The sequence below is a fragment of the Rhizobium sp. LjRoot258 genome, from assembly GCF_964254185.1.
In the GTDB taxonomy this organism is placed as follows: domain Bacteria; phylum Pseudomonadota; class Alphaproteobacteria; order Rhizobiales; family Rhizobiaceae; genus Rhizobium.
Genome location: NZ_CAXUST020000003.1, coordinates 746,986 through 760,812, shown reverse-complemented (window position 1 = coordinate 760,812; position 13,827 = coordinate 746,986). Strand labels below are relative to the sequence as shown.

12 protein-coding genes and 1 pseudogene are annotated in these 13,827 nt (G+C 59.3%); 12 read left to right on the top strand and 1 reads right to left on the bottom strand.

The window, feature by feature from the left end; translation table 11 throughout:
- Positions 1-253 precede the first annotated feature (253 nt).
- From hisD to ACSQ9D_RS32035, 11 genes and pseudogenes are all read left to right on the top strand, one after another.
- Positions 254-1,582 (top strand): histidinol dehydrogenase, encoded by a 1,329-nt coding sequence (gene hisD / locus ACSQ9D_RS32085; RefSeq protein ID WP_436285794.1) that lies wholly within the window; start codon positions 254-256, stop codon positions 1,580-1,582.
- 4 nt (positions 1,583-1,586) lie between these two features.
- A complete protein-coding gene (locus ACSQ9D_RS32080) occupies positions 1,587-2,600 on the top strand; it encodes a zinc-dependent alcohol dehydrogenase (protein ID WP_436285793.1) in 1,014 nt (337 codons plus the stop codon).
- A 36-nt stretch (positions 2,601-2,636) separates the two neighbouring features.
- A complete protein-coding gene (gene hutC / locus ACSQ9D_RS32075; protein ID WP_436285792.1) occupies positions 2,637-3,368 on the top strand; it encodes a histidine utilization repressor in 732 nt (243 codons plus the stop codon).
- Between the two features lie 32 nt (positions 3,369-3,400).
- On the top strand, positions 3,401-4,690 hold the full coding sequence (locus tag ACSQ9D_RS32070; RefSeq protein WP_436285791.1) for a hypothetical protein: 1,290 nt from the start codon (positions 3,401-3,403) through the stop codon (positions 4,688-4,690).
- 3 nt (positions 4,691-4,693) lie between these two features.
- A pseudogene (locus tag ACSQ9D_RS32065) lies at positions 4,694-4,924 on the top strand (alpha-hydroxy-acid oxidizing protein); the annotation flags it as partial.
- Positions 4,857-5,099 (top strand): alpha-hydroxy-acid oxidizing protein, encoded by a 243-nt coding sequence (locus ACSQ9D_RS32060; RefSeq protein ID WP_436285973.1) that lies wholly within the window; start codon positions 4,857-4,859, stop codon positions 5,097-5,099. The pseudogene ACSQ9D_RS32065 and the gene ACSQ9D_RS32060, both read left to right, overlap by 68 nt.
- Before the next feature lie 131 nt (positions 5,100-5,230).
- The gene (locus tag ACSQ9D_RS32055) at positions 5,231-6,247 is read left to right on the top strand and encodes an ABC transporter substrate-binding protein (RefSeq protein WP_436285790.1); all 1,017 of its coding nucleotides are present in this window, start codon (positions 5,231-5,233) and stop codon (positions 6,245-6,247) included.
- 24 nt (positions 6,248-6,271) lie between these two features.
- Positions 6,272-7,132, top strand: coding sequence for an ABC transporter permease (locus ACSQ9D_RS32050; RefSeq protein ID WP_436285789.1), 861 nt, complete (start codon positions 6,272-6,274; stop codon positions 7,130-7,132).
- A 1-nt stretch (position 7,133) separates the two neighbouring features.
- Entirely contained in the window at positions 7,134-7,916 is a 783-nt protein-coding gene (locus ACSQ9D_RS32045; protein ID WP_436285788.1) for an ABC transporter ATP-binding protein, read from the top strand.
- Positions 7,917-7,976: 60 nt separating this feature from the next.
- A complete protein-coding gene (locus ACSQ9D_RS32040; RefSeq protein WP_436285787.1) occupies positions 7,977-9,158 on the top strand; it encodes an aromatic amino acid transaminase in 1,182 nt (393 codons plus the stop codon).
- Between the two features lie 94 nt (positions 9,159-9,252).
- Positions 9,253-9,381 carry a hypothetical protein gene (locus ACSQ9D_RS32035; protein ID WP_436285786.1) on the top strand — a complete coding sequence of 43 codons (129 nt, stop codon included), beginning with the start codon at positions 9,253-9,255 and terminating at the stop codon, positions 9,379-9,381.
- Positions 9,382-9,422: 41 nt separating this feature from the next.
- Here the strand turns inward: ACSQ9D_RS32035 and ACSQ9D_RS32030 are convergent, their stop codons facing one another.
- Positions 9,423-11,207 (bottom strand): APC family permease, encoded by a 1,785-nt coding sequence (locus ACSQ9D_RS32030; RefSeq protein WP_436285785.1) that lies wholly within the window; start codon positions 11,205-11,207, stop codon positions 9,423-9,425.
- A 244-nt stretch (positions 11,208-11,451) separates the two neighbouring features.
- On the opposite strand from ACSQ9D_RS32030, the gene ACSQ9D_RS32025 reads away from it, so the two are divergent.
- Positions 11,452-13,821 (top strand): DUF1989 domain-containing protein, encoded by a 2,370-nt coding sequence (locus ACSQ9D_RS32025; RefSeq protein WP_436285784.1) that lies wholly within the window; start codon positions 11,452-11,454, stop codon positions 13,819-13,821.
- Positions 13,822-13,827: the final 6 nt, after the last annotated feature.

Sequence of the window (13,827 nt, the reverse complement as noted above, 5' to 3'; positions counted from 1 at the left end):
ATGATCATATTGTCTATAGATGTATAGACAACTATAGACAATAAAAACGGGAACGAAGTCTTCGACTTCCTGGGAATGTGCCGGATAGCCATATCCGGCGTCCTCGCACGAATAGCTTGCAGGGTATTGCGCCGGTGGCCACCGACGTGCGGTGCGTTCCAGCATGACCTGTGGGCAACTTGGATCGTCGTGCCGTCAGCGCGCGGACGACTGCGACTGTGTGCGCCACTGTGCGCCAAGAAGGATATGAGCAATGACCGAAGTCACTTTTCATGAATATTCCAATCTTGGACCGGATGAGAAGGCCGCGCTCTTTCGACGGTCCGAAACAGACATCTCCGGCTTCATCGAGAAAGTGGCACCAATCCTTGAGGCCGTACGCACCGAGGGTGACCGTGCCGTTGCCCGCTTCGGCCGTGACCTCGACAAGGCAAATATTACAGAAGCAACGATCAAGGCAACGGAAGCGGAATTCGACGCCGCCTTCAAACTCGTTAGCGAGGATGTGATCGAGGCCATCACCTTCGGCATCGAGAATATTCGTCATTTTCATGAAGAGCAGAAGCCGGAAGCCATGTGGCTGAAGGAGATCAAGCCAGGCGCCTTTGCCGGCGACCGCTTCACCCCGATCAAGTCCGCCGCCCTCTACGTTCCGCGCGGCAAAGGTTCGTTTCCGTCGGTCACGATGATGACCTCCGTCCCCGCCGTCGTGGCAGGTGTTCCGAACCTGGCGATCGTCACTCCGCCTGCCCCGGACGGTAGCGTGGACGCCGCAACGCTTGTGGCAGCGCGTCTGGCCGGCGTGCAAACTGTCTACAAGGTAGGCGGCGCTCAGGCAGTCGCAGCTGTTGCCTACGGGACGGAAACAATCAAGCCGGCACTGAAGATCGTTGGGCCGGGAAGCCCTTGGGTGGTCGCAGCCAAGCGGAGCCTGTCAGGCATCATCGACACGGGCCTGCCTGCTGGCCCTTCGGAAGCAATCATTTTCGCGGACGACACTGTCCATGGCGGCCTTGCCGCGCTCGATCTCCTGATCGAGGCCGAGCATGGTCCCGACTCTTCCGCCTATCTCGTGACCCATAGCCGCCGCGTGGCCGAGGAGGCCCTCGCCGCTCTGCCTGAGCATTGGGCACGTATGACCGAACAGAGGGTTCAGTTCTCGAGCGCTGTCCTTTCAGGCAAATGCGGTGGGATCATCCTCACCTCCTCGATCGAGGAAAGCTACGACTTCGTCAACGCCTACGCGCCCGAGCATCTCGAAATCCTGTCGCAGGATGCCTTCGCCCATCTCGGTCACATCACCGAGGCTGCGGAAATCCTCATGGGTCCGCATACGCCTGTCAGCATCGCCAATTTCTGCCTCGGTCCAAATGCCGTGCTGCCGACGAGCCGCTGGGCGCGCACGTTCGGCCCGCTGTCGGTGACCGATTTTGTGAAGCGCAGTTCGATCGGCTACGTGACAGCGTCGGCCTATCCCGAGTTTGCGAAGCGTGCCCATACGCTTGCGGAGTATGAAGGCTTCTCATCTCACGCGTATGCGGTCTCGGCGGTCCGCGACAACTATCTGCCAAAGCGGGGCTGATAGGATGAAGGCGGTCCGGCTTTACGACGCGCTTGATCTTAGGGTCGAAGAAGTCGACAGACCTCTGTCGCCCCCGGCAGGTTACGTGACGATCGATGTTCGCGCCGCGGGCATCTGCGGCTCGGACCTTCACAACTACAGAACCGGCCAGTGGATCAGCAGGCATCCATCCACCGCTGGACACGAGTTCTGCGGTCGCGTCTCCGCAATTGGTGAGGGCGTCGAAGGTCTCGCGATCGGTGACCTCGTCGCAGCTGACTCCCGCTTTTACTGTGGCCAATGTGAAGCATGCAGATCAGGCCGCACCAATATCTGCGAACATCTCGGTTTCGTCGGCGAGGTATGCGACGGAGGAATTGCGGAGCAGGCCCAACTACCCGCTCGTCTGGTTTTCAAGCACGAGCCGTCACTTGACCCTGCAGTGGCGGCCATGGCCGAACCTTTGGCCGTCGCCCTTCATGCGATACGACGGCTTAACCCACCCCAAGGCGAGGCGATTCTCCTAGTCGGCTGCGGGACGATAGGCGGTCTCTGCGGTTTGCTGCTTTCACATCTCCACGATGGGAAGCTGTTGTTTACGGATTTGAATGGCAGCCGTGCCGAGATGGTGGCCGCAATTTGCGGAGGATCGGTGGTCGCGCTGGATAAGTCGCAAGCAAGGACTGCACTCGGCGACGCGCGACTGCGTTATGCGGTGGATGCAACGGGAAGTACAAAAGCCATCGCGCGAGGAATCGAACTGCTGGAGGGGGGCGGCGCCTTCGCTCTCGTCGGCATCAGTCACGAAAAGCTGGATCTGGATCCCAATGTCCTCGTCGAGCGCGAGATTTCCCTGGTTGGCTGCCATGCCTTTGGAGGCGAACTCGCCGACGCCATTGCGCTGTTGCCAAAGCTGCAGTCCTCACTTCTGCAATTTAGCGAGATCCTGGACTCACTCGACGAAGTCCCTGATGCGTACCGCCGACTGCTCGATGGTCGCTCAACCAAATTAAAAACGATCATTCGAATAGCCGATTGATCAAGCACACGCCTCGGCGTGAAACGGAGATAGAAATTGCCCGGTCTTTCAAACACCGCGCTACCGCTCTACGAAAAGGTCAAGGACTTCGTCCTTGACAATATCGGAAACGGCAACTGGCCACAGAACGAGAGGCTTCCGTCCGAGCACGAGTTGACGTCTTCGCTCGGCGTTTCTCGCATGACGGTCCATCGCGCGCTTCGTGAACTGACCGCCGAAGGCTATCTGCGCAGGGTCCAGGGCGTCGGGACATTCGTGTCGCCTCCCAAGGCGCAATCGACCCTCATCGAGATCAGCAACATCATCACCGAGATCAAAGCGCGTGGAAGCCAACACCGCGCGGAGGTGATCCTGCTCGAGCGGATCGAGCGGCCGGATCAAATGCTATTGGACGCGTTCGAGTTCAAAAAGCTTTGCCCCATCGATCACTCGCTGGTCGTTCACAACGAAAATGGCGTCCCTGTTCAACTTGAGGAGCGTTACGTCAATACAGAGCTGGTCAAGAACTATCTCGATCAGGATTTTACGTCCATCGGCACCTACGATTACCTTCAGCACAGCACACCCCTAACCGAAGTCGAGCATCTTATCAGCGCCATCCCGGCGACTGAGAAACATGCACGCCTCCTGCACATTCGTGAGCGCGACAGCTGCCTGGTCCTCAACCGAAAAACGTGGACGGGGCAGGCGATCGCAACGGTCAATACCTTCACCTATGTCGGCAGCCGCTACTCGCTCGGCAGCAGATACTTGCCGCCCAAAAAATGAAAACCTTCGCGTCATTCCAGGAGTGAGAGATCATGGGGCAGCCCAACAGTCGGACCGCAGCCATCCGGGAAAAAGCCAACAAGCGCGACGGCAGTGCCGAAGCTCTTCTTGCCGACCTGTTGCGAGATCTGTTTGGGATCGAAGCACGTGATCTAGCGATCAACCACGACCAATACAGCCTCAATTCGCTGAATGGCTTCTTTGAGGCCGACGGAAAGCCGTACTTCTTCAAATTCCATCAGGAGGAAAATGAGGAGGAGATGAGCGGCGAGTACTATCGCGCCGATATCCTTGCCAAAGCCGGCCTGCCGGTAGACCAGCCGATCATGATGTCGACTCTTCCGGGCGAACAGATCCTCGTCTACAGACGCAGGACGGATCCGCGCTTTTCTGATGTTCTGCGCGCGCTCGACGAGCTTCATGATAAGGAAATGGCAAGCGAGGCCGTGGATGCGGAGCGCCGGCTCAATGAGGCCGTCCTGTCCGTCTACCTGAAGACGCTGCATCCGGTCACGCTTGAGCAGGTCGCAAAGGAGCCGGTCCACCGGCTGTTCTACGACCGGCTGGTCACTGCGCCCAACGGGACGTACCCCGGTGGTCGGCTGGCGAGCTTTTATGTCGGTAAGGCGTTTGAATTTCCCGGCGTCACGCTTTTCTGGGATGCGCTCTCGAAAGCCCGCTTTGTCATCAATGGCATCGAATACCGCAACACGCTTGGGGAGCTGTTCGACGCCGCTCATGAAAGACTGAACCCTGTCCGCCTGGCAGACGGTGGCGGGGTGACGGCACATGGCGATGCCCATAACGCTAATGTCTGGTTCGAACGGCAGGAAGGGCGCGCGAGCCTGTCATTCTTTGATCCGGCCTTTGCCGGCGAGCACATGCCGACGCTTCTTGCAGAGGTGAAGACGACCTTCCACAATATCCTTGCCCATCCCTACTGGCTCTATGATCCGGCTCTTGCCGAACAGAAATTCAACGCGACAGCCAAATACGAGAACGGCCGTCTCTTTGCGGGTTTCGACTGGACACTAAGCCCGGTTCGAGCCGCGCTTCTGGAAACGAAGGCCGAGGCAATGTGGAAGCCGTTGCTTGTAGCCCTCAAGCAGCGGGACATGCTTCCCTCCGACTGGCGAGAGGTCGTCCGACTCGGGCTTTTCCTCTGCCCGACACTCGTCATGAACCTGCGGGCCGGTGCTACAAGCCACAATCCGACATCCTCCCTGATCGGTCTTTCTGTGGCTATGATGGTAGGCTCGGAGCCTGACGATGGCGCGGACCTGGTAACCCGCTTCCTCGCAACGATAGATCCGGAGGGGTAGATTGTGACGATCGTCAATATCGATGACCTCCGGCCGGCCGCTCGCCGGCGATTGCCTAAGCTCTTCTTCGATTACATCGACGGTGGCTCCTTTGCGGAGGAAATCTATCGTCGAAACAAGGACGATTTCTCACTTTTGCGGCTGCGTCAGCACGTTCTCGTCGACTATGCCGAGCCTGATCTGTCGACCGAATACCTCGGACGACGACATTCTCTTCCCTTTATGCTGGGACTGGTCGGTCTCCTGGGGTCGAGCCTATGCTTACGCTCTTGCAGCTGCAGGCCAGGCCCGCGTCGACCGTGCGATCGAGACATTGCGTCGCGTGTTCTCGATTACCTTGGCTTTGATGGATGTGAGCTCGATCGCCGACCTAAAGGAACGTGGCTCGCACCTTATATTCAAACAGTGACCACTAACGCCGGTGAAAGGAAATAAGCACCCACACGCGATACCCGCCCACCACGACCTTCATGGTTGGGCGTAAAGCTTCAGAAAATGCAAGCTATGTGATCCATGAAATCATCAAAAGAGGGGTTCCCAATGAACTACAAATCCATCAGCAAGCAGTTTTCCCGCGCAGCGATCGCGCTCGGGATTGTTGGCGTCCTCGCTACCGGGCAGGCCGGCGCTCAGGATCAAATCCCATCCAAACCGGAGCCGGGCACCTTCAAGATCGGCATCGAGCCATGGCTCGGTTACGGTCAGTGGCACGTCGCCGCCAGCAAAGACCTGTTCAAGAAAGCCGGCCTTGAGGATGTCGAGCTTGTCAACTTCAGCGAAGACAAAGACATCAACGCAGCACTTGCCAGCGGTCAGCTCGACGCTGCCAATATCGCCACGCACACGGCCATGGGCATGGTCGCCGCCGGCCTGCCGGTGAAGATCGTCTCACTTCTCGATTTCAGCCTGAAGGCGGACGCAATCCTTGCCGGAAGCGACATCAAGAGCGTCGCTGACCTCAAGGGTAAGAACATCGCCTTCGAGGAAGGCACGACAAGCGACATCCTGCTGAACTACGCGCTTGCAAGCAACGGCATGACGATCAACGATATCGTCCGTGTGCCAATGCCCGCAGCTGATGCCGGAACGGCATTGATTGCAGGCCGTGTTCCCGTCGCTGTCACCTACGAGCCTTACATTTCAACGGCGCTGGCCCAGGACAAGAATATCAAGCTGCTTTTTGAAGCCGGCAAGGATCCGGGCCTTGTCTCGGACGTCCTCGTCGTTCGCGAGGAGGTGCTGAAGCAGAAGCCTGGGCAGGTTCTGGCCATGATCAAAGCCTGGGATGCGGCTCTGGCCGACTACAAGGTCAATACCGAGGAGGACCGCGCCATCATCTCGAAGGCCGTGGGCGCCTCCCCGGATGATCTGAAAACGGCCTTCGACGGTGTCCAATACTATACCTCTGCTGAAGCAGCCAAGGCCTTTGCCGGTGACTTCAAGACCAAGACCTTCGCCGACGTTCTGAAGGCGGCCAAAACAGCCGGCCTCGTGACCCAGGACGTTTCCGCCGACAGCATGATCGACACATCGTTTGTCGATGCAGCGAACAAGTGACCTCTGGCCACCAACGGGACCGTAATGTCTAGCTCAGAATTGTCGTCGACAACGAAGGAAAGGCCCCGCGCGCAATCGCGCGCGGGCGTCGGTAGACCACCCAGTGCCTTTCGGATCGGGGATCCGATCAGCGGTCAGTCGTTTTTCCTGATTGCGGTTGCTGTTTTTGCCCTGCTCTTCGCCGTGTGGTGGGTTGCTACCGTCACCGGTTGGGTGAAACCGATTTTCCTGCCCTCGCCGGGAGCGGTGTGGGTAAAGATGGTAGAACTGGCGATGGATGGCACGCTGTGGACCGATGCGGGGATCAGCATCTATCGCATGCTCGTCGGTTTTCTTATTGCATCGGCCCTGGCGATCCCGATCGGGATCTTGATCGGCTGTTTCAAGACCTGGGAAGCGGCCATCGAGCCCTTCGTGGACTTCGTCCGCTATATGCCAGTCGTCGCCTTTGTTCCGCTGACCATTCTGTGGGCCGGAACAAGCGATATCCAAAAGTTCGTTATCATCTTTATCGGAACCTTCTTCCAGCAGGTGCTGATGGTCATGGACAGCGTCAAGCGTGTGCCAACCGACTTCGTCGGACTAGGCCGCACGCTCGGCATGTCGGAGACCAAGATCCTGCGCCGCATCGTCCTGCCGTCCGCCCTCCCCGGCATCTGGGACACGCTGCGCATCAGCCTTGGTTGGGCCTGGACCTGGCTTGTGCTGGCAGAACTTGTCGCGGCGACATCCGGCCTCGGCTATCGCATCGTCGTCTCTCAGCGATATTTCCAGACGCAGACGATCATTGGTTACATCTTGCTCCTTGGCTTGCTCGGTCTGATCACAGACCAGAGCATGAAGGCCCTCGAGCGTGTCTTCTTCCGTTACGCTTCGAGGCATTGAGATGAGCGAATCCAAACTTAAGATTGAGGGTCTCGACAAGTGGTATGGTGGCAGGAAGAACCGCGTTCATGCCCTCAGCAGTATCGACCTGGAACTCGCCGACAACGAGTTCGTCTCCCTGGTCGGCGCATCCGGTTGCGGCAAGAGTACGCTGCTGTCTATCGTCGCCGGACTTCAGGGCTTCGACAATGGCGTTCTTCTGACGGACGGTGCGCCGATCGTCGGCCCGGGGCTCGATCGCGGCGTTGTCTTCCAATCCTACACACTGCTGCCGTGGCTGACTGCACAACAGAATGTGGAATTTGCCCTGCAGGCGGCCGGACTACCGACAGCTGAGTGCCGGGATGTCGCCCGTCATCACATTGAACTGGTAAAGCTCACCAAGTTCGCCGATGCATTTCCATCTCAACTGTCGGGCGGGATGAAACAGCGTGTCGCCATCGCGCGTGCCCTATCCTATCGCCCAAAAATGCTGTTGATGGATGAGCCGTTTGGCGCGCTCGACGCTCTGACCCGTCACCAGATGCAGGAGCTCCTGACCCAAATCTGGGAAGAGCATCGGCTGACCGTTCTCTTTGTCACCCACGATGTCGAAGAAGCCGTCTATCTATCCGACCGTATCGTGGCGATGAGCATCAATCCAGGACGCATCAACGCGACCTTCCATGTCGGCCTCGCCCGCCCACGCAGCCAGGATATGATCGCCTCGTCAGAATTCGTTGCGCTTCAAAAGAAGGTGCTTGCTGCAATCCGCGCCGGATCGCAAAGCGAATTGGAACATTGATTCCGCCAATGTGGGACGCTGAAGCAGCTCCGCATTTGACCTCAATCCAAAGGAAAAGCCATGTTCGAAACCCTTGACCTCGCCCCGCCGGACAAGATCCTCAGCCTCTCGATTCTGTACAAGAACGACGCGCGGCCGACGAAAATGGATCTCGGCGTCGGCGTCTACAAGAATTCGCAGGGCGCGACCGTCATCATGCGAGCCGTGCGCGAGGCCGAGAAACGCCTTTATGAAAGCCAGACGACAAAGACCTATGTCGGCATGGCAGGCGATGAAGGTTTCAACAAGGCTATGCTGCAGCTGGTCTTTGGCGAGAGGGCCGATCTGTCGCGCATGTTCGCCTGCCAGACGGCGGGCGGCTCGGGCGCGCTGCGCACGATCGCCGACCTGCTCTCAAAGGCCCGGCCTGACGCCACCATCTGGCTCTCCAATCCGACCTGGCCGAACCATGTGCCGATCCTGAAGGCTGCAGGGTTCAAAACCGCGACCTATCCCTATTTCGATCCCGCAAGCGGCACGGTGAAGGCCGATGCGATGCTAGAGGGATTGAAGCAGGCGAAGGCCGGTGACATCATTCTGCTGCATGGCTGCTGCCACAACCCGACCGGCGCCAATCTGACGATCCAGCAGTGGGCTCCGGTCGTGGATCTTCTCGTCGAACGCGACCTCTTCCCCTTCGTCGATCTTGCCTATCAGGGCTTCGGCGATGGTCTGGAGGAAGACGCCGCCGCCGTTCGCCTGCTCGCGAGCAAGGTGCCGGAAATGGCTGTCGCCACATCCTGCTCGAAAAACTTTTCGGTCTACCGCGACCGCGTCGGCGCCGTCATCCTGATGGGCAAGGACGCAGAAGGCGTAAAGATCGCCGGCAGCCAGGCGCTCGCCACGACCCGCGTTCTGTATTCCATGCCGCCGGACCATGCCGCCGCCGCCGTCCGCATCATCCTCGAGGACGATGCACTGCGCGCCGACTGGAAGTCTGAACTCGAGGCCATGCGGCTTCGCATGCTCAACCTGCGTAAAGGCTTTGCCGAGGCGCTCCGTCGCCAGTCCAACTCCTCGCGCTTCGACTTCATCGCCGACCACCGCGGCATGTTCTCGCGCCTCGGCCTGACCGAAGCGCAGGTCGACCGCCTGCGAGACGAGTTCGGCATCTACATGGTCGGCGATTCCCGCTTCAACGTCGCGGGCCTCAGGGAAGACCGGCTCGACGACCTCGCCAAGGCTGTTGTTTCGGTGCTCTGAGGGAAATTAAAGCAAATGCGGGCTGGAGCGCGATCCGGCCTGCCAACGACAAGAGGTGCGTGGATGCGCCAAACGACGCTTGCCGATAAAACCTATGACAGCAATGCTTGACCAGATCATTGCCCACACCGGCACCGGGGAGGTCATCCCCGGCAACCATTCGCGTAAGATCCCCATCCTCCCCGGTCCCGGCATCTACGAGATGCGCAACTGCCGAGGATAAATTAAGTGACGGGAAAATATCGGTTTTGCCTCCGCCTTGCGCTATCCTGGCAGTTGGAAAATCCAATTAGCGATCAGCACAATGGCGAGGCCGCCGGCAAGCGCCAGATACGGCAGAATACCCGCCTTCTTCACACCTAGATCCAGTCCGACCAGGCCGAGATCCTCCATCGCCCCGGCTGGAAACTTGCCGCCGTCGCGCACATAGTGCCTGTAGGCGAAAACCGGCAGGATCAACGCGGCGAAAGCGAAGCCGATCCAGAGCGCGTTCGCGTAACCCCAGACCTTGGCACCGGCACCGAGGAACAGCGCATTGACGAAAGCGAGAACGGTGTTGAGGCCGATGAGCCAGGCGGGCGCCTTCCACGGACGCTCGATATGGCCGGAATCGATGCGGTGGATCCAGCCGGAATTGAGATTGAGGAAGTTGAAGATGATGTAACCGACGTTGGAGACGGCGAGCACGAAGAAATAGCCGCTGGTGTCAGATGCAATGGCGAGAAGCGCGAGGTTAAAGGCGAAGTCCGTCCACATTGCCCTGGTCGGTGCGCCATTTTCGTTCACGTGGTCGAGATATTTCGGCAGCCATCCGTCCTTCGAGCCCTGATAGAGCGTGCGTGACGAACCGGCCATGGCGGTCATGATCGCGAGGAACAGCGCCAGGATCATCAGGATGACGAGCATCTGCGTGACGATCCTGCCGGCACCGATCAGGCCACCGAGCGCTTCGCCGACACCGGTGCCATCGACGATGCCAGGCGCCAACATGCCGGCATGGCCCAGCACGCCCTGGAAGGCGAACGGCACGAGGAAGAAGAATATGCAGCAGGCAAGACCGGAATAGAAAATCGCCTTGAACGTGTCGGTCTTCGGATTCTTGAGCTCGCGCGTATAGCAGACGGCGGTCTCAAAACCATAGGTCGACCAGGCAGCGATATAGAGGCCGCCGAGGAAGAGCGTCCAGCCACCATTGCTCCAGGTACCATCGGTGCCGGCATAGGCGGCTGTCGGCGGCACGAGGCCGGTGACGTTGGAGGCAACGATCTGGCCACTGACGATCGGATAGACACCGATGATCAGCAACGGCACGAGAACGATGATCGCGAGCCATTTCTGTACGCTTGCCGTCTCGGAAATGCCGCGATGCTGGATCGCGAAGATGATCAGCATCAGGATACCGCCGATGAAGAAGGTGGCGTTGATGTTGGCGGTCGCGAGGAATGGAATATTGAAGCTGACGAGAGACCAGTTGCGGATGGCTGGTGTCAGCGCAGCAACGCCATCGGCGCTGAGCAACGCGCTGATGGCGTCCTGCGGCGACGTGCCGGCGTGAGCCGCAATATATTCGGCAACACGGGGGCTATCGGCCGCTATGGACGTGGCATGCGCGCTGATCCAGGTGATGACGGCCTGCGAATCCGCCGCCGGGATCGGGAAAAAGGCATTGAGAATATAGCCGGCTGCGATGGCGCAACCCAGCGACAGCACCGGCGACCAAGCGAACCAATTGCACCAGACCGAGAGCGGCGCGATGAACTTCGAATAGCGAAGCCAGGCAGTCGCGCCGTAGACGGAGGCGCCGCCGGACTTGTTGGCGAACATACCAGCGATTTCCGCGTAGGTGAAAGATTGCAGAAATCCCATGATCATCGAGATGATCCACACGGCGAAGGCGAGCTTGCCCGTTGTGCCGGCGATGCCGCCGATGGAGAAAAGAACGAGCGGCGGCACGCCCGCAGCCACCCAGAACGCACCCTTCCAGTCGAGCGCGCGTATAAGCTTGCCTTCGATGCCAGCGGAAACGCCGGCGTCCACAATATCAGTCATCGATGAAGTTCCCCAATTTTGTTCCGGACGTATCTCTCGTACGTCTCCCTGAACGTGCCTCCCATGGCATTTCAGGCTTGCTGGATGTTTTCGCGAGCCGCGTCTGTGCGCGGATTTCCAAATACAAACCCTTTATGCATAGTGAAGATATTTTCTTTCTAGTCAATATCCCTTTACTTTCCGATGGCATTTTGTCAGCATGATTCCGGTGCCGTAACGCACCTCGTTTTCCCGAGAGGGCCACATGCGAGAACTCCATCCGCCGATCGCCGGAATACGGCCTGTTTCGGCGAGCATCGTCCGTTATCCGGGCATTCCGGCGCTGCAGACAGATACCGAACGCTATCGTTGCAAGGGCGGCGGAACGTTAGTCGTTCGTGTCGAGGCAGGCGATCGGGTCACGTTGATCGACTGCGAAGGCGGCCAGGCCTGCGAGCTCTCTTTCCTCGACGAGAAGGGCCGCTTTCAATCCGCCGGACTGGGTATTGCCTTCACCTGTACCGCCGAAGGATTGAAATCCGTCCTGTCCTCGAAAGAGGAAAGCGCTTCGCGCGTGGGCGCGGCATTGCAGCGGCGCGGCGCGGATCTCGCCCTGGCCGGCGCTCTGCGCATCTTTGGCGAAGCATCACCGCCCGGCAGCACCACGGAATTCACCATCGCATCAAAAGGCCTGCTGATCGCCTGCGCGCCTGGCGCAGCCATGTCGCCAGAGGCACAGGATACGGCAACGCCGGTGGAAATCAGGATCCGGCGCGCGACGATCCTGCGCGACTATGCCTCGGCCTTGCCCGAGCCTTTGGCCGATCCGATCGAGGATATCCGTATCAAGGCGGCCACCGCTTCGGCCTATTTCGTTCGGGCCGGCGAATTCATCCAGATCATCGATGTCTATGGGCGGCAGTGCACGGATTTCCAGGCCTTTGCCGCCCGCAAGGTGGATAAGGGACTCGATCTCGCGCTCGATTCCACCGTCACCCGTACCCTGCTTGGCCGGAGCTATCCCTCGCCCGGCCTGCCCTCGAAAGCCTTCGATCGCGACTTCGAGCCGCTGGTGGAGATCGTGCAGGATACGGTCGGGCGCCACGACGCCTTCGCAACCGCCTGCAATTCACGCTATTACGACGACATGGGCTATCCGGGCCACATCAACTGCACGGACAATTTCAACGCGGCGCTAGCGCCCTACGGCATTGCCGGCCGCAAGGGCTGGGAAGCGCTCAACTACTTCTACAACACCAATATCGACCACAATAATCAGCTCTATCTCGACGAACCCTGGTCACGACCGGGAGACTATGTGCTGATGCGGGCGCTGACCGATCTCGTCTGCGTCTCCTCCTCCTGTCCGGACGATATCGACGCGGCCAATGGCTGGGACCCGACTGACATCCATGTCCGCACCTTTTCCGGCAAAGAGAAATTCACACGAGCGGTAGCCTATCGCATGACCCCTGACGCTGACGCCGAACTGACGCGGGAGACCGCGTTCCACCCTCGCCTCTCCGCGCTGACGCGCGATTACAGCGAATATCGCGGCTACTGGCTGCCAAACCGCTTCTCCTCAGAGGGACCGGTCGAGGAATACTGGGCCTGTCGCGAAAGGGCGGTCGTCATCGACCTCTCGCCGCTGCGCAAATTCGAGGTGACGGGGCCGGATGCGGAGGACCTGCTGCAATATTGCTTGACACGCGACGTCCGCAAGCTATCGACCGGCCAGGTCGTCTATTCCGCCATGTGCTACGAAAATGGTGGCATGATCGATGACGGCACGCTTTTCCGCCTCGGCGACAAGAATTTCCGCTGGATCGGCGGTGATGACTATAGCGGCATCTGGCTTCGCGAGCAGGCGGAGAAGAAAGGCTTCAAGGCGTGGGTCCGCTCATCCACGGACCAGATGCACAATATCGCGCTGCAAGGGCCGAAGAGCCGCGATATCCTGAAGGACATCATCTGGACGGCGCCGCGTCAGCCGACGATTGGCGAACTTGAATGGTTCCGCTTCGCCGTCGGCCGCATCGGCCATTTCGAAGGAGCGCCAGTCGTCGTGTCACGCACCGGCTATACCGGCGAACTCGGCTATGAAATCTTCTGTCATCCGAAGGACGCAGTCGCCGTCTTCGACGCCGTCTGGAAGGCCGGTGAACCATATGGCCTGAAGCCGATGGGGCTGGAGGCACTGGACATGGTGCGCATCGAGGCAGGACTGATCTTTGCCCATCACGAGTTCACCGACCAGACCGATCCCTTCGAGGCCGGTATCGGCTTCACCGTACCATTGAAGTCCAAGCAGGACGATTTCATCGGCCGCGAAGCGCTGATAAGGCGTAAGGAAAATCCGCGCCACGTGATGGTCGGGCTCGACATCGAGGCCAACGAAGCCGTCGGGCATGGCGACAGCATTCATATCGGCCGCGCGCAAGTCGGGGTGGTCACCAGTGCGACACGTTCACCGATCCTCGGCAAGACGATCGCGCTTGCCCGCATCGACGTCCAGCATGCGGGCGTCGGCAACAGGGTCGAGATCGGCAAGCTTGACGGCCACCAGAAGCGCCTGCCAGTTGTTATCGTGCCGCTGTCGCACTACGATCCCCAGAAGACGCGGCCGCGTTCGTAGGTTATT

What these genes read in the sequence shown, in the direction of transcription:
- ACSQ9D_RS32040 (WP_436285787.1), top strand. Translation starts at nt 7,977, where the DNA reads ATGTTCGAAACCCTTGACCTCGCCCCGCCGGACAAGATCCTCAGCCTC.
- ACSQ9D_RS32055 (WP_436285790.1), top strand. Translation starts at nt 5,231, where the DNA reads ATGAACTACAAATCCATCAGCAAGCAGTTTTCCCGCGCAGCGATCGCG.
- ACSQ9D_RS32070 (WP_436285791.1), top strand. Translation starts at nt 3,401, where the DNA reads ATGGGGCAGCCCAACAGTCGGACCGCAGCCATCCGGGAAAAAGCCAAC.
- ACSQ9D_RS32045 (WP_436285788.1), top strand. Translation starts at nt 7,134, where the DNA reads ATGAGCGAATCCAAACTTAAGATTGAGGGTCTCGACAAGTGGTATGGT.
- ACSQ9D_RS32060 (WP_436285973.1), top strand. Translation starts at nt 4,857, where the DNA reads ATGCCGAGCCTGATCTGTCGACCGAATACCTCGGACGACGACATTCTC.
- ACSQ9D_RS32050 (WP_436285789.1), top strand. Translation starts at nt 6,272, where the DNA reads ATGTCTAGCTCAGAATTGTCGTCGACAACGAAGGAAAGGCCCCGCGCG.
- hisD (WP_436285794.1), top strand. Translation starts at nt 254, where the DNA reads ATGACCGAAGTCACTTTTCATGAATATTCCAATCTTGGACCGGATGAG.
- ACSQ9D_RS32030 (WP_436285785.1), bottom strand. Translation starts at nt 11,207, where the DNA reads ATGACTGATATTGTGGACGCCGGCGTTTCCGCTGGCATCGAAGGCAAG.
- ACSQ9D_RS32035 (WP_436285786.1), top strand. Translation starts at nt 9,253, where the DNA reads ATGACAGCAATGCTTGACCAGATCATTGCCCACACCGGCACCGGGGAG.
- ACSQ9D_RS32025 (WP_436285784.1), top strand. Translation starts at nt 11,452, where the DNA reads ATGCGAGAACTCCATCCGCCGATCGCCGGAATACGGCCTGTTTCGGCG.
- ACSQ9D_RS32080 (WP_436285793.1), top strand. Translation starts at nt 1,587, where the DNA reads ATGAAGGCGGTCCGGCTTTACGACGCGCTTGATCTTAGGGTCGAAGAA.